12 protein-coding genes are annotated in these 15589 nt (G+C 75.8%); 5 read left to right on the top strand and 7 right to left on the bottom strand.

Going from position 1 to position 15589, the window contains the following annotated elements:
* Positions 1–157: 157 nt before the first annotated feature.
* From ACIQVD_RS08465 to ACIQVD_RS08455, 3 genes are all read right to left on the bottom strand, one after another.
* The gene (locus ACIQVD_RS08465; protein ID WP_402287726.1) at positions 158–2113 is read right to left on the bottom strand and encodes an APC family permease; all 1956 of its coding nucleotides are present in this window, start codon (positions 2111–2113) and stop codon (positions 158–160) included.
* Positions 2114–2353: 240 nt separating this feature from the next.
* Positions 2354–2914, bottom strand: coding sequence for a DUF421 domain-containing protein (locus ACIQVD_RS08460; RefSeq protein ID WP_400678757.1), 561 nt, complete (start codon positions 2912–2914; stop codon positions 2354–2356).
* Positions 2915–3051: 137 nt separating this feature from the next.
* The gene (locus tag ACIQVD_RS08455; protein WP_402287025.1) at positions 3052–3630 is read right to left on the bottom strand and encodes an O-methyltransferase; all 579 of its coding nucleotides are present in this window, start codon (positions 3628–3630) and stop codon (positions 3052–3054) included.
* 279 nt (positions 3631–3909) lie between these two features.
* Here ACIQVD_RS08455 and ACIQVD_RS08450 point away from each other — a divergent pair, with 279 nt between their 5' ends.
* The 4 genes from ACIQVD_RS08450 to ACIQVD_RS08435 all read left to right on the top strand — a co-directional run bounded on the left by ACIQVD_RS08450 (position 3910) and on the right by ACIQVD_RS08435 (position 9994).
* A complete protein-coding gene (locus ACIQVD_RS08450) occupies positions 3910–6156 on the top strand; it encodes a PP2C family protein-serine/threonine phosphatase (protein WP_402287023.1) in 2247 nt (748 codons plus the stop codon).
* Positions 6157–6344: 188 nt separating this feature from the next.
* A complete protein-coding gene (locus ACIQVD_RS08445) occupies positions 6345–7127 on the top strand; it encodes a VOC family protein (RefSeq protein WP_400678751.1) in 783 nt (260 codons plus the stop codon).
* Between the two features lie 207 nt (positions 7128–7334).
* Positions 7335–8546 (top strand): aminotransferase class V-fold PLP-dependent enzyme, encoded by a 1212-nt coding sequence (locus ACIQVD_RS08440; protein WP_402287021.1) that lies wholly within the window; start codon positions 7335–7337, stop codon positions 8544–8546.
* Positions 8547–8713: 167 nt separating this feature from the next.
* Positions 8714–9994 (top strand): hypothetical protein, encoded by a 1281-nt coding sequence (locus ACIQVD_RS08435; RefSeq protein ID WP_402287018.1) that lies wholly within the window; start codon positions 8714–8716, stop codon positions 9992–9994.
* 115 nt (positions 9995–10109) lie between these two features.
* Here the strand turns inward: ACIQVD_RS08435 and cutA are convergent, their stop codons facing one another.
* The 4 genes from cutA to ACIQVD_RS08415 form a co-directional block, all read right to left on the bottom strand.
* On the bottom strand, positions 10110–10460 hold the full coding sequence (gene cutA, locus ACIQVD_RS08430) for a divalent-cation tolerance protein CutA (RefSeq protein ID WP_400678747.1): 351 nt from the start codon (positions 10458–10460) through the stop codon (positions 10110–10112).
* Between the two features lie 282 nt (positions 10461–10742).
* Positions 10743–11621: a carbohydrate-binding protein gene (locus ACIQVD_RS08425; RefSeq protein WP_402287016.1), complete on the bottom strand. Its 879-nt coding sequence runs from the start codon at positions 11619–11621 to the stop codon at positions 10743–10745.
* Between the two features lie 264 nt (positions 11622–11885).
* Positions 11886–12746 (bottom strand): helix-turn-helix domain-containing protein, encoded by an 861-nt coding sequence (locus ACIQVD_RS08420; protein WP_402287013.1) that lies wholly within the window; start codon positions 12744–12746, stop codon positions 11886–11888.
* 587 nt (positions 12747–13333) lie between these two features.
* Complete coding sequence (locus ACIQVD_RS08415) at positions 13334–14116, bottom strand: DeoR/GlpR family DNA-binding transcription regulator (protein WP_402287011.1); 783 nt, start codon at positions 14114–14116, stop codon at positions 13334–13336.
* 185 nt (positions 14117–14301) lie between these two features.
* Between ACIQVD_RS08415 and galK the strand changes: the two genes are divergently transcribed.
* Positions 14302–15471: a galactokinase gene (galK, locus tag ACIQVD_RS08410; RefSeq protein WP_402287008.1), complete on the top strand. Its 1170-nt coding sequence runs from the start codon at positions 14302–14304 to the stop codon at positions 15469–15471.
* Positions 15472–15589 lie beyond the last annotated feature (118 nt).

The raw sequence follows: 15589 nt of genomic DNA, 5'->3' as shown, positions 1-15589 counted from the left end.
GGGCCGGGCGCGGGCGGGCGGGTGGTCGGCCCGCGCCGCTGCGCGGCTGGTTGCGGGGGGTGGGCGGGCGGCCGGGCTGACGGGGCGTCAACCGGTGGGCGCGCCGGAGTACTCCCGGTGTTCACCCAGTGTTCACGCTCCCGCCTTGTCGGTGTGGTCAGCGGCTCCGGGTGGGTTCGCCGCGGCGCACCGCGCCGGGGGCCCGGCCGGCGGGGCGGTCGGCGCGGTGCGCCGAAGTGAGCTGCCAGGGCACCGAGATGACCATCACACCGGGGGTGAACAGCAGCCGGCTCTTGAGCCACAGGGCGGTCTGGTTGTGCAGCAGGTTCTCCCACCAGCGGCCGACCACGTACTCGGGGACCAGCACGGCCACCGCGTCGCCGGGGTGAGCGGCCGTCAGCTCCCGCACGTGGGCGACCACCGGCTTGGTGATCTCCCGGAACGGCGAGTCGAGCACCCGCAGCGGCACCTCGACCCCGCCGCCGTCCCACCGGGCGCGCAGGTCGGCGGTGGCCTCCGGCTCGACGTCCACGGTGAGCGCCTCCAGCGTGTCGGGGCGCATCGCCTGCGCGTAGCCGAGCGCCCGCAGGGTGGGCTTGTGCAGCTTGGAGACCAGCACCACGGCGTGCACCCGCCGGGGCCGGTCGGCGCCGGGCTCCTCGGCCGCGAGTTCGGCGGCGACGGCGTCGTAGTGGCGGCGGACGCCGCGCATGGCCAGCCAGAGCAGCAGGGCGGCGACCACGGCCAGCCAGGCGCCCTGGGTGAACTTGGTGATCAGCACGATCACCAGCACCAGCGCGGTGGTGCCGGCGCCCAGCCCGTTGATCACCCGGGAGCGGCGCGCGGCGGCCCGGGCGGCGGGCTCGGCCTCGGTGGCCAGCGCCCGGTTCCAGTGCCGGACCATGCCGATCTGGGAGAGCGTGAAGGAGGTGAACACGCCCAGGATGTACAGGTGGATCAGGCTGGTGACGTCCGCCCGGTAGAACCAGAGCAGCGCCCCGGCCACCACGGCGAGCGCGATGATGCCGTTGGAGAACGCCAGCCGGTCGCCGCGGGTGTGCAACTGCCGGGGCAGGTAGCGGTGCTGGGCGAGGATCGAGGAGAGCAGCGGGAAGCCGTTGAACGCGGTGTTCGCGGCCAGGATCAGCACCAGTGCGGTCACCGCCTGCACGGCGTAGAACAGCACGCTGTCCGAGCCGCCGAAGACGGTGGCGGCGAGCTGGGCGATCACGGTCTGCTGGGTGTGGGTGCGGCAGTCCCCGGCCAGGCCGGTCAGCCGGCAGGCGTCCTCGACGTAGTGGACGTGCGAGGTCAGCGCGAGCAGCGTGACGCCGGCGAACATCACCACCGCGACGACGCCCATCACCGCCATGGTGGCCGCGGCGTTGCGGGACTTCGGGGCCCGGAACGCGGGCACCCCGTTGGAGATCGCCTCGACGCCGGTCAGCGCGGTGCAGCCGGAGGCGAAGGCGCGCAGGCCCAGCATCAGCAGCCCCAGGCCCTGTAGCGCGTCCTTGCCGTGCTCGGGCGCGACGCCCAGGTGCGCGGTCGGCGCCTGCGGGCTGTCGCCGAACGCGAGCCGGACCAGGCCGGTGGCCACCATCAGCAGGATGGCACCGATGAACAGGTACGTCGGCGCGGCGAACGCCCGGCCGGACTCGCGCACGCCGCGCAGGTTCACCGCGGTCAGCAGCGCGGTGAAGCCGAGCGCCAGCGCCACCCGGTGGTCGGCCAGCGAGCCGAACGCGGAGATGATGTTGTCCACGCCGGAGGCCACCGAGACGGCCACCGTCATCACGTAGTCGACCAGCAGCGAGGCGGCCACCACCAGCCCCGCGTTCGCCCCGAGGTTGCGCGAGACCACCTCGTACGAGCCGCCGCCGCTCGGGTAGGCGTGCACCACCTGCCGGTAGGAGAGCACCACCACGGCCATCAGGGCGACCACGCCCAGCGCGATCCACGGCGTCAGGTACAGGAACGCGGTGCCGCCGACGGTGAGCACCAGCAGGATCTCGCCGGTCGCGTAGGCCACCGAGGAGAGCGGGTCGGAGGCGAAGATCGGCAGCGCCAGCCGCTTGGGCAGCAGCGTCTCGCCGAGTTCCTCGCTGCGCATGGCGCGGCCGATCACGAGGCGCTTGAGCGCCTGGGGGAGGTTGAGCACAGCACGGGAGCGTATGTGGCCCGTCCACCCGGCAAGCCGCCCGTCCAGCAGGCTCGTTTCCCGAGTTTCCGCAGGCCAGAGGCGGTTTCGGTGATCGAATCGAAGGCCGGGGGTGGCGGGGGCCACCCGTTAAGGATTCGTCAATATCGAGCGGAGGCATGGGACGAAGCGGTCGGAAACGGTCGGAAAAGGTCAGCCGGCCGGGGGCAGCCGGGCCTCGATCGCGGCCAGCGCGGCCCGGAGCGCCGCCACGTCGGACTTGTCCGCGACCTGGTCGCCCGGCTTGAGCTTCACCAGCAGCGTCCCGCCGGGCTCCAGCACGATCAGCGCGGTCTCCTCGACCGCGTCGCCGCCCTGGTGCCGGATCGCCACGTCCAGGTCGGCCACCCGGATGCCCTGCCGGGCGATCGTCCGCCGGTCGTACGCCCCGTCCCGGGCCAGCACCGTCGGCGTCCCGTCCAGCAGCCGGTTGAACCAGTCCCAGCGCACCGCCTGGCGCACCAGCAGCCAGTCGGTGGCCAGCAGCACCAGCGCCCCGTACAGGCCGCCGGCCAGCGAGTCGTCGTTCCCGATCACGGCGTTCTGCACCACGTTGGAGAGCAGCAGCATGACCACCAGGTCGAAGGTGTTCAGCTGGGCCAGACCGCGCTTGCCGATCACCCGCAGCAGCACCAGCAGGGCCAGGTAGACCAGCACCGTGCGGACGGTCTTCTCGCCGTACGGGATGCCCGCGTCGAACATGTCCTGCCACATGGCGGCCACCGTAGGCTCCGGCGCGAGCGGCGCCCCGGCCCCCACGCCAGCGGTCACCCGGGCGGCCCACGGGCCGCGGGCGGGCCGTGCGGACGGTGGCGGTCTCGGGGCGGCCGCGGTCTCGGGGCGGCGGGGGCCTACGGGCGGCGAGTGGCCAGCAGCAGGCCGGAGGCGCAGTCCAGGGGCGTGGCGTGCAGGCGGGGGTCGCCGGTCAGCCGCTCGACCAGGGCGTCGACCGCCGCGGCGTGGTCGGCGGGCCAGGTGGGCTGCGGCAGCAGGTCGTCGACCAGGTACAGGCCGCCCGGGGCGAGCAGCTCCAGCGCCTGGTCGAGGTGGTGGAACTTGCCCGGCCAGGTGTCCGCGAACACCAGGTCGAAGCCGCCGGGCGGCAGCGCGTCGATCAGCTCCGCCCCGTCCCCCACCACCAGCTCCAGCCGCGGGTCCGCCGCCAGGTGCTCGGCCGCGACCGCCGCGACCGCCGCGTCCAGCTCCACGCTCAGCAGCGTCGCGCCCGGGTCCATCCCGCTCAGCAGCCAGCTCGTGCCCACCCCCGCGCCCGTCCCCAGCTCCAGCAGCCGGCCCCCGGGGCGGGCCGCCGCCAGCGTCCGCAGCAGTCGTCCCGTCACCGGGTCGCAGGACATCTCGAACCCGAGCGCCGCGCACCCGCGCGCGATCGCGGCCAGCACGGCGGGGTGGGAGTCGGTCGTGAGCGCCATGGCGCGGCCTCCGGGGGTGACGGTCCGTCAGTGGTCGCGACACGCTAGCGGCGCCGGCGGGACCCGCACAGCGAATTCCGCCCCGTGGACGCACCCTGGACGCGCCGGTGGACGCGCCGGTGGACGCCGGTGGACGCCGGTGGGGGCCGGTGGGGGCGGGGCAGGTGTTCACCGGGTGGGCGATGAGCAATAAATGTGACGTATGTGACCTTCTTCCCTTCTGGGCGGTACGGGTGTTTGCAAGCCTGGTCCGCATCCGACCTGCCGAAGGAGACCCCCGTGACCGGCACCCCCCGGCGCGCTGTCCGTCTGCTGCTCATGGCCGCGGCCTCGCTGTCCGTACTGCTGCCGCTGCTGCGCGGCGCCACGACGGCGGGAGCGTTCGCCGAGTTCGGGGCGGGGCGCGGGACGGGGGTGGCCGCGCAGCTGGGGTCGGCGCTGGCGCTGCTGACGGCGCTGCTGGCGTCGGGGCGGGCGGTGGACGCCTGGGGGTGGCCGCGGGTGCTGCGGTGGGCGCTGGGGGTGATGGCGGCGGGGGGCGCGGTCGCGGTCACGGCCGGGCACTCCTGGACGTACCTGGCGGGGCGGGCCGTGGCGGACGCCGGGTCGGCCGGGGTGCTGATCGCCGCGCTGGCCTCCGTCCCGCTGCTGAACCTGCCCGGGCGGATCACCCGGGTGGTGGGCGGGGCGGTCGCGGGCGTCGCCGTGGTGCTGGTGCTCGGCGCGAACGTCGCGGTGCGGATCGACACGGCGGCCGGCTGGCGGCTCGGCGAGGCGGTGGTCCCGGCCGCCGCCGCGCTGCTGCTGCTCGTCGCGCTGCGGCTGCTGCCGCGCGACCGGCTGCCCCGTTCGACCGTCCGCTCGGCGCCCGTGGGCGGGCCGGGAGTGGCGGCGGCGGTGCTGCCGGCCGTCGCGGGCCTGGAGCTGGGGCCGCTGCGCGGCTGGTCGGACCCGGTGGTGGGCGGGCTGCTGGCCGCCGCGGCGGCGCTGTTCGCGGCCGGCCGGGTGCGGGCCGTCCGGCGCGCCCGGAGCCGTCCGGGCCCGGCGGTGCCCGGCGTCCCGGCCCGGGCCGCGGCCGGGGCGCTGGCCGCGGGCGCCACGCTGGGCTTCACCCAGCTCGGGCTGACCGCGGCCGTCCCCGTGCTGCTGCTCCAGCGCGGGGTGCCGCCGGCCCACGTGACGCTGTCGATGTCCGGCTACGGGCTGGGCATGCTGGCGGCCGGGCTGACCGCCCGGCACTGGCGGCTGACCCCGCTGACCAGCTCCTCGCTGGGCCTGCCGCTGGCCGCCGTCGGCCTGGCCTCGCTGCACTTCCTGCCGGACGGGGCCGGGCGGGCCGCGCTGGTCGCGGGCGCGGTGGCGGTGCTGGTCGGATTCGGCCTGGTGATCACCCAGATCCCCTACCTGGCCGGGTTCCTGGCCGCGCTGCCCCGCCAGCGGCGGGCCGCCGCCTCGGCGCTGTACCCGGTGGCGGTCCTGCTCGGCGGCGTGCTGGCCCAGACCGTGCCGGGCAGCTCGGCGCTGCTGACCGGCACCCACGACCCGGACGCGCTGAGCACCGTGCTCTGGGTGGCCTGCGGCGCGGTCGCGCTGGTGGCGATGGTGCTGGGCCGCCCGGTGGTGTCGCTGACCGTCGCCGCGGCGGCCGGGCTGCAGCACCTGCTGCTGGTCGCGCTGGCCGGCGAACGGGTCGCCGACCGCCCCGGGGCGGCGGTGGCCGCGCTGGCGGTGGGCGCGGCGGCCGGGCTGGTGGCCTGGAGCCGCCGCCAGCAGTCGGAGCGGCTGGCCCGCGTCCGGGCCAGCGAGATCGCCCTGCAACAGGCGGTGCTGCACCCCATCCCGGCCCGGCTGGGCGAGCTGCGCCTGACCGGCCACTACCAGCCCGCGACGGCGGGCACCGGCGTCGGCGGCGACTTCTTCGAGGCGGTGCGCACCCCGCACGGCACCCGGCTGCTGATCGGCGACGTCCGGGGCAAGGGGTTGCAGGCCGTCCAGACCGTCACCGAGCTGCTGGGCTGCTTCCGCTCCCAGGCGCACGAGACCGCCGACCTGGGCGAGCTGGCCGCCCGGCTGGACCGCCAGCTCGCCCGGCTGGCGGCGGCCCGCGGCGACGAGGAGCTGTTCGCCACGGCGCTGCTGCTCCAGCACCGGGACGGCGTCGACCAGGTCGAAGTGGTCAACTGCGGGCACCTCGCCCCGCTCCGGGTCGGGCCGGACGGGGCCGGCGCCGTCCCCGTCCCGGCGCTGCTGCCGCTCGGCCTGGGCGCGCTCGGGCACGGCCCGGCCCCCGCCCCGACCCCGCTGGCCCTGCCGGGCGGCTCGGCGCTGCTGCTGCACACGGACGGGCTGAGCGAGGCGCGCAACTCCTCCGGCGAGTTCTACCCCCTGGACGAGCGGCTGTCCGTGCTGGGCGCCGCCGACCCGGGCCGCCTGATCGCCGGCCTCGTCTCGGACGTCCGGGACTGGACGCACCAGCTGTCGGACGACATCGCGCTGATCGCCCTCACCCGGGCGCGGGCCGGCTGACGCGCCGGCCGGGCGAGGGCGTCAGCCGGGGCGGGGACGGCGCCGGCCGGGCGAGGGCGGCTCCCCCGGGTGGGGCGACTCCCCCGGGTGGGGACGGTCGGCCGGGCTCCGGTGGCGGAACCGGGGCGGCGCCGGGAGGGTGGCTGGCGGGGGACGCACCGGATGTCCCGAACCGGAAAGAGCGAGAGATGCCCGAAGTCACCACCCCGTACGCGACCGGCACCCCGTGCTGGGTCGATCTGATGGCGAAGGACCAGCAGGCGGCGCTGGACTTCTACCGCGACCTGCTCGGCTGGCAGGGGCAGCCCGGCCCGGCCGAGTTCGGCGGGTACGCGGTCTGCGAACTGGACGGCAAGGCCGTGGCCGGGATCGGCCCGGCGATGGCGCCGGAGGGGATGCCGGAGCCGCCGACCGTCTGGACCGGCTACCTGGCCAGCACCGACGCCCAGGCCACCCAGGACGCGATCGTCGCGGCGGGCGGCACGCTGATCGTCCCGACCGTGGACGTCGGCGACCTGGGCCGGATGCTGGTCGCGGCGGACCCGCAGGGCGCGGTGTTCGGCGTCTGGCAGCCCGGCGAGTTCTTCGGCGCGCGGGTGGTCAACGAGGCCGGCGCGCTGACCTGGAACGAGCTGCACACCAGCGACGTGCCGGGCGCCACCGCGTTCTACGGCGAGGCGTTCGGCATCGAGATCGAGCCGCTGGACGGCGCGGACTCGTACTGGGAGCTGCGGGTCGGCGGCCGGGCGGTCGGCGGGGTCACCCTGCTGGCCAACGACCCGCCCGGCACCCCGGCGCACTGGCTGACCTACTTCGCCGTCGACGACGTGGACTCCACCGTGGACGCGCTGGTCCGGCGGGGCGGGACGGTGCTCGCGCCGCCGTTCGACATGATGGCCGGGCGGATGACGGTGGTCGCCGACCCGCAGGGGGCGCCGTTCGCGATGATCAAGCCGCAGCCGATGTCGTAGGGCGCGCCGCGCCGTCGTGGGCCGCGCCGTCGTGGGCCGCGCCGCTGCTCGTCCCGCCGCCCGTCCCGGTTCCGTCCGGGGCGGGCGGCGCGTCGTGCCGGGCCGGGCGGTGGGTGGGGCGGCGGGCGGGGGCGGTGTCGGCTGTGTCAGGATTTTCCGCAGGTCATCGGGACAGCGTCGCTCCCGGCCGGATCGGAGAGAACAGCCGTGCCCACCGCCGTCGCCCCCAAGCCCCTGCTGCTCCGGGACGGGCGTCCCGCCGCCGCCGGGTGGTCGCTCGACCCCGGGATGCGGCACCTCAACCACGGTTCGTTCGGCGCGGTGCCGCTGGTCGCGCAGCGCGAACAGCAGCGGCTGCGCGAGGAGATGGACGCCTCGCCGGTGGTGTGGTTCCCCGGGCTGCCCCGGCGGGTCGCCGCCGCGCGGGCCGCGATCGCCGCATTCCTGCGCGTACCGGCCGAGTTCACCGCGCTGGTGCCGAACGCGAGCGCCGGGGCGAGCGCCGTGTACGGCAGCCTCCCGCACCGGGACGGCGGCGAGGTGCTGGTCACCGACCACGGCTACGGGGCCGTCACCATGGGCGCGGCCCGGCTGGCCCGGCGCTGGGGCGGCTCGGTGCGCACGGCGCACGTGCCGCTGGCGGCCGGTCCGGCGGAGGCGGCGGCGGCGGTGACCGGGGCGGTGACCGGACGGACGGCGCTGATCGTGCTGGACCGGATCACCTCCGCGACCGCCCGCTACCTGCCGGTCGACCTGATCGGCGCGTTCGCCCGCGAGCGCGGCGTCCCGCTGCTGGTCGACGCCGCGCACGTGCCCGGCCTGGACGAGGACCCGCTGGCCGGGGCGGACTGCGACGCCTGGGTCGGCAACCTGCACAAGTTCGGCTGCGCGCCGCGCGGCACCGCCGCGCTCGTCGCCCGGGGCGAACTCCGGCACTCCCTCTACCCGTTGATCGACTCCTGGGGCGCGGAGGAGCCGTTCCCGGAGCGCTTCGACACCCAGGGCACCGTGGACGTCACCGGCTACCTGGCCGCACCGACCGCGCTCGACTTCGTCGCCGAGCAGTGGGGTTGGGCCGACACCCGCCAATACATGAGCGAACTCGCCGACTACGCCGAGCAGTTGATCGGCGAGACGATCACCGCCGCGACCGGCGAACCGGCCACGGCGGAGGTCGGCATGCCGGTGGGCGCCCTCCGCCTGGTCAGGCTCCCGGCCGGCCTGGGCCGCACCCGCCTGGAGGCCGACGGCCTGCGCGACCGCCTGGCCGCCGAGTTCGGCGTCGAGGCGGCCTTCACCAGCTTCGGCGGGACGGGGTACTTCCGGCTGTCCACGCACGCGTACAACACGGCGGAGGACTACGAGTACTTCGCGGAGCGGTGCGTGCCGGTGCTGTGCGCCTGGGCCCGGGAGCGCTGACCGCACCGGCGCGCGGGCGCGGTCGGCGGGGCCGGTGGGGGCCCCGTCCGGGTGATCGGAAATTCTTCGGATCGAGGCGCAACCGGCGGGCACTCCGGACGTCCTACAGGTACGAACCCTCCGATGACGAACGGAGGGCGTCACTACCAGTGGGGGAACAACTCACCATGCGCAGCCGTATCTTCTCCGGCCTCGCCGTGCTCGCGGCGATCGCCCTGACCGGCCCGGTGCTGGCCGTCGGACAGGCGCAGGCGGCCCCGGCCGCCGGCACCGTGGAGGCGAGCGCCCCGGCGGGCTTCGTCGGGATGGCTCCGACCCGGGTGCTCGACACCCGCAACAGCTACTGGAACGCGAGCGGCGTGGACGGCCCGCTGAGCCCCGGGGAGAACTACCGGGCGCAGCTGCTCGACGTCGCCGGCCGCGCGCACGGGCAGGGCGTCCCGGTGGTGCCGTCCGACGCGACGGCGGTGGTGGTCAACGTGACCGTCGCCGACGCCACCGACAACGGCTACCTGACCCTGACCGCCGACCCGAACGCGCCGGGCGTCACCCCGGCCACCTCCAGCATCAGCTTCGCGCCCCGCCAGACGGTCGCCAACCTGGTCACCGTCGCGATCACCCCGGGCACCGCCCCCGCGATCAACGTCTACAACAACGGCAGCTACACCCACGTCGTGCTCGACGTGGTCGGCTACTACCGGCCGGGCGCGACCGACAAGTACGGTGCGGTCACCCCGACCCGGCTGGTCGACAGCCGGGCGGACGGCCACTGGATCGAGCAGGGCGGGGTCCGCTCGGTCCAGGTCGCCAAGCCGGAGCTGGGCACCGCCGACGCCCGGGCGGTGGTCCTCAACGTCACCGCCACCGATGGCACCGGCGACACCTTCCTGACCGTCTACCCGACCGGTCGGCAGCGGCCGGAGTGGGGCTCCAACCTCAACGTCAAGCCGGGCGGGACGGTGCCGAACCAGGTGGTCGTGCCGGTCGGCCAGGACGGGAAGGTCGACGTCTTCAACCACATCGGCTCGCAGAACGTCGTCATCGACATCGTGGGCTTCTACGGCCCCAGCGGCCAGGGGCTGTTCAGCGCCCTGAAGGTGCCGGTGCGCCTGGCCGACACCCGTCCGAACCTGTACGAGGGCCGTCCCTCGCAGGAGCTCGCGCCGTTCTCCACGCTCCAGGTCCCCACCGGCGCCGGGGCCCCGGCCGGCGCCCTCGCCGCGGAGGTCAACGTGACGGCCACCGCGCCCTCGGAGTCCGGCCACTTCACGGTGTTCCCGAGCAACACGACCCGGCCGGACACCTCGAACCTCAACTTCGTGCCGTGGCAGACCGTGTCCAACTCGGTGACCACCGGACTGAACGGCGACTCGTTCTCCGTCTACAACCACGCCGGTTGGACGCACGCGATCGCCGACCTCACCGGGTACTTCACGGTGGCCAAGTGATCCGCGAGGCGGCCCGCGCGGCGATCCAGGGGGTGACCCGCTAGGTGACCCGCCGGTGGGAACGGCCCGGCGGCCACCCACCGGCGGGACGCGCGGCGAAGCGCCTGCCGGAGCGTCATCCGGCCTCGGGGGTGGTCTCGGTGTCGAGCCAGGCGAGGTAGGCGGGGGATCCGGCGGTCACCGGGACGGCGATCACCTCCGGGGTGTCGTAGCTGTGCAGTTCGCCGATCCGGGTGACGAGGCGGTCGGCCAGCGCGGCCCGGGTCTTGAGGTCGACGCGCCACTCGGGGGCGTCCCGGACCTCGCCGTCCCACCAGTACACCGAGCGGACGGGGTGCAACTGCGCGCAGGCGGCGAGGCGTTCGCGGACCAGGGTGGCGGCGAGGGCGCGGGCGGCGGCCTCGTCCTCGTGGGTGGTCGTCACCACCAGGTACCGGTGCGGGGGCTGGGGCTGCTGCTCGGTCATGGGCCGAGCGTACGGGGCCCGGCGGGTTCCGGGCCGGTGGTCCGGCGGGTTCCGGGCCGGTGGTCCGGCGGGTTCCGGGCCGGTGGTCCGGCGGGTTCCGGGGCCGGGGTGCCGTGACGGCCCGGGCACCCCGCACGCGGGCCGTCACGGCGTTCGGCGGGCGCGGCCCCGGTCGCCCGGGTTTCCCCTCCCGGGGAGCGGGCCGCGCCGCCGGTTCGGGTGGCTGTCGTCGCTGACCGCCCCGCGTGGGGGCGGGGTCGGTCAGCGACGGGAACGGGGTGGTCAGCGGCGCTGCCAGAGGGCCGGGACGTTCGGCGGCTCCCAGCCCGCGTACGCGATGTGGCCCTGGAGGCAGACGTAGCCGACGCCGTTGTAGGTGACCAGGTCGCCGGCCTTGTAACTGGCCCCGACCGCCCAGGTGGTGGAGCCGCCGGGGGTGGAGGGGCTCGGGCTGGGGCTCGGCGAGCCCTGGGTCGGGCTGCCGCTGGGGCTGGGCGTGCCGGTGCCGTTGACGTTGAGCACGAAGTCGAAGCTGGCCTCGCGCCCGTTGCCGACCTGGCGGACCGTCATCACCAGGTCCGGGTCGAAGATGGTGTCGGTGGAGTTGCGCGGCTCGTTCGGGAAGTACAGCTGGGTGGTGAGGATCGGCTGCCCGGGGGCCTGCACCTTGACGTGGAGGTGCCGGGTGCGGCCCGGGTAGAGGCCGGGGACGATCGTGGTCAGCGTGTACGCCCCGTTGGCGGCGCTGAACTGGTGGCCGCGGAAGGTGTAGCCGGAGTTGTCGTAGGTGCCGTTGGTGTCGGCCTGCCAGAAGTCCAGCAGTGCGCCGGGGATCGGCAGGCAGTTCCGGCCGAAGACGTAGCCGCTGACGGTCAGCGGGGTGCCGGGGGTGCCGCTGGTGACCAGGTTGGTGCGCAGCGGGGAGCCGGGCTTGAAGTACGGGCCCTCGATCTGCTCCTCGGTGACGTGCCCGTCGGTGCACTGGGGGGTGAGCGGGGCCGGGACGTCGGCGGCGACCGCGTCGCGGGCCAGGGCGACGCCGCCGCCGATCAGGACCGGCGCGGCGCCGGCCAGGGCGGCCGCCTTGAGCAGGCCCTTGCGGCTGATCCGGCGATCGGCCAGTTCGCTCAGGCCGTCCAGCGGGTTGTGGGGGGTGGGCATGGCTCTCCGTTCGACTGCTGCGGTGGTCGCCGCCCGCCCGGGATCTCTTGGACGGGACATGACATGAGGCGAGGTCGGGCCTCCCGGCGCGGCGGCGCTGTGGGGTGCCTCCGACGCTAGGCCCTGCCCGGCCGGACCGTCGATGGACGGGGTCGGCGGGACGTGGTGCATTCCTCAACCGCCGCCGGGCTAGCGGGCTTTCGGGCCGCCGGACTTTCGAGCCGCCGAGCCGTCGAGCCGTCGAGCCGCCGGGCCGCCGGGCCGTCAGCTCGCCTGCTCGCGGAACTCGCCCGGGGTGCGGCCGACTTCGCGGCGGAAGAAGCGGCAGAAGTAGGCCGGGTCGGAGAATCCGGCCGCCACCGAGACCTGACGGACCGTCATGTCAGTGGTGGTGAGCAGGTGTTTCGCCTCCAGGGTCTGCTGCTCGCGGACCAGCCGGGCCGGGGTGCGGCCGGTGGCCTCCTTCACCACCTCGTGCAAGTAGCCGGTGGAGACGCCGAGTTCACGGGCGATGGCGAGCACCGAGCGGTCGGCGCGTTCGGCGTCGGCGATCATCCGGGTGAACCGGGCGACCAGCGGATGACCGGCCGCCCGCGGAACCGCGGCCCCGCCGCCACCGCGGGCCACCCGCAGCGCACGCACCAGCAGGACGTGCAGCAGCGCCTGCAGCACGCCCACCGCACCGTCCAGACCGGCCTCGTGCTCTTGCGTCAACTCCCTCAGCAGGCCCAGGATCTCGCGGTGCTCCCGTCCCTCCGGCCGGACCCCCGGGCCACTGGCCAGGGCGCGCAGCAGGGCCAGGTCCTCCGGATGCCGGTGCAGGAAGTCCTCGTTGAACAGCAGCACCCACCCGTCGAGCCGCCCCGCCCCGGACCAGCGGTGCACCTGACCGGGCAGCACCGCGTACAGCGTGGGCGGCTGGATGCGGTGCTCGACCAGGTCGATGACGTGCGTCCCGCCCCCCGCCGTGACGTAGACCAGCTCGTAGAACGAGTGCCGGTGCGGGAAGTCCGCCCGGGAGAGCGGCCCGACGGCGTCGAAGCTGCCCGCCGCGAACGGCAGCAACCCCGGGTCGGGCACGTCCAGGTCGTGCAGTTCCAGGCCGCTGGCCGGTCGGAGCCTCATCGAGCCAGTGTGCGCAAACGCCCCGCGAACCGTCCAGCGGCCCAGCCCAACCGGCACGCACCGGCAAGCGAGGGGGTGAGGGTCGATGGAGGGGGGTGGGCGGGGAAGGGCCACCATCGGGCCTCCGCCTGGGTGTCATGACTGCGCTGGACGGCCAGTCCGCTGCCGGGCCGGCTGCTCGCGGACCTCGGCCCGGGCGGGTGCGGCGCGGCGCGGCGGGGCCGCGGTGGCGCTCTCGCTGCTGCTCCGCCCGCCCCGCTGCGCGGTCGCGGCGGCCGACCGCCTCGCGTCCCGGCGCTGCCCCGGCTGGGGCCGCGCTCCCCCGCTGCGGCCCCGCAGGGCGTGTGGTCGCGGTGCGGACGCCGCTGCCGACGGCGCGGACCGTCCGACCGCCAGTACCACCGTCCCCTGCACGGCCCCGTCACCGGCAGCGCCCGCACCCGCCATGGCAACCCCGGCACCAGGGACCGCACCGGCCGCCGCCGCACCGCCCGCCGCGCCACGGCGCCCGTCCCCGTTCACCTCCGCGCTCCCGACCCTGCTCCGGGCGGTGGTGCGCGGGCCGCGGGGCGTCAGGCCGCGGGGTGTCAGACCAGCAGGAGGGTGCCGCAGGATTCGGTGAGGGCGGTGCGGGCTTCGGGGGGGAGGGCCTGGTCGGTGATGAAGCAGTCGAGGTCGGTGAGGGCGGCGAAGCTGCTGAGGCCGACGATGCCCCACTTGGTGTGGTCGGCGACGGCGACGGTGCGGTGGGCGGAGGCGATCAGGGCGCGGTTGGTCTGGGCCTCGGCGAGGTTGGGGGTGGTGAGGCCGGCGCGTTCGCTGACGCCGTGGGCGCCGATGATCAGGAGGTCGACGTGGAGGGAGCGGATGGCCTGGTCGGCGAGGGGGCCGACCAGGGCGGCGGAGCGGGTGGGGGCGCCGCCGGTGAGCAGGAGGGCGGGACCGTCGTCGCCGCGGGTGCGGACGAGTTCGGCGACGGGGAGCGAGTTGGTGACCACGGTGAGGCCGGGGACGTCGAGCAGGCGGGTGGCGACGGCGTAGGCGGTGGTGCCGGCCGAGACGGCGACCACGCTGCCGGGCTGGACCTGGGCGGCGGCGGCTTCGGCGAGGGCGGCCTTGGTGTCGGCGGCGAGGCTGGACTTGGCCTCGAAGGCGGGCTCGTCCGCGGTGGTGGTGCGGGCGACCGCGCCGCCGTAGACCTTGCGGACGGCGCCGGTGCGGGCGAGGGCGTCCAGGTCGCGGCGGACGGTCATGTCGGAGACGCCGAGTTGGTCGACCAGTTCGGCGACCTTGACGGCCCCGTCCCGGCGGACCAGGTCGAGGATCAGGGCCCGGCGCTGGTCGGCGAGCAGTCCGCCGTCGGTGGTCACTGTGGTCCTCCACGGGTGCTGGGGGTGGGAGAGGATCAGCATAGTTCGCCGGGGCCGCGCCGACCCTGTTCGGGTGTGGGGTTGTGTGTTTGAATGTGTTGGATATGCCGCCCGACTGCTCGTGAACGGCCCGTGAACACCCGCGACCGCCCGTGAACGCCGCTGAACGCCCGCTGGAGTGCCCGATGACCACCGATGCCGCCACCGATGCCGCCACCGATGCCGCCGCCGTTTTCGCCTCCGCCTTCGGCGACGCCCCCGACGGCGTGTGGGCCGCCCCCGGCCGGATCAACCTGATCGGTGAGCACACCGACTACAACGAGGGCTTCGTGCTGCCCGCCGCGCTCCCGCACGCCACCCGGGTGGCGGCCCGCCGCCGCTCCGACGGCCTGGTGCGGCTGTTCAGCGCGCAGGGCGACGGCGCGGTGGCGGAGTTCGCGGTGGACGGCCTGGCCCCCGGGTCGGTGTCCGGCTGGGCGGCGTACCCCGCCGGAGTGTTCTGGGCGCTCGCCGAGGCCGGGCACCCGGTGGGCGGGGCCGACCTGGCGTTCGACTCGGACGTGCCGTCCGGGGCGGGCCTGTCCTCGTCCGCCGCGCTGGAGTGCGCCACCGCGCTCGCCCTGGACGAGCTGTACGGCCTGGGCCTGGACGCCCCCGGCCGGGCGCTGCTCGCCCAGCGCGCCGAGAACGCGTACGTCGGGGTGCCGTGCGGCGCGCTCGACCAGATGGCGTCGAGCTGCTGCGTCGCGGGCCACGCCTACTTCCTGGACACCCGGACGCTGGCCGGCCGCCAGGTGCCGCTGGACCTGCCCGCGGTCGGCCTCTCCCTGCTGGTGATCGACACCCGGGTCAAGCACGACCTGGGCGACGGCGCGTACGCGGGCCTGCGGGCGGGCTGCGAGCGGGCGGCCGGGCTGCTGGGGGTGCGGGCGCTGCGCGACCTGGGGGTGGCGGAGCTGGCGGCGGCGCAGGAGCGGCTGCCGGCCGAACTGCGCCCGCTGGTACGGCACGTGGTGACGGAGGACCAGCGGGTGCTGGACGCGATCGCGCTGCTGGACGCGGGCGACCCGCGGGCGCTGGGCCCGGTCCTGACCGCCGGGCACGCCTCGCTGCGCGACGACTACCGGGTCTCCTGCCCGGAGACCGACCTGGCGGTGGCCGCGGCGAACGCGGCGGGCGCGCTGGGCGCCCGGATGATGGGCGGCGGCTTCGGCGGCTCGGTGCTCGCCCTGGTGGACACCGACCGGCTGGCGGAGGTCGAGCGGGCGGTGCGCGAGGCGTTCGCGGCGGCCGGGTACGCCGACCCGCACGCCTTCCCGGCGGTGCCCTCGCAGGGCGCCCACCGGGTGCGGTAGCGGGTGCGGTGGCGGTGGGGAAGGCCGCGGGCCCGTCCGGGAGGTTCTCGGACGGGCCCTGTCCGTGCCGGGCGGGCCCTGTCCGTGCGGGGCGGGGGTTCCGTGCCGGGCGGGGCTT

The organism is Kitasatospora sp. NPDC090308 (assembly GCF_044769485.1).
GTDB classification, from domain to species: Bacteria; Actinomycetota; Actinomycetes; order Streptomycetales; family Streptomycetaceae; genus Kitasatospora; species Kitasatospora fiedleri.
Note: the sequence above shows the minus strand (reverse complement) of the source record. Positions and strands in the feature narration are given on the sequence as shown.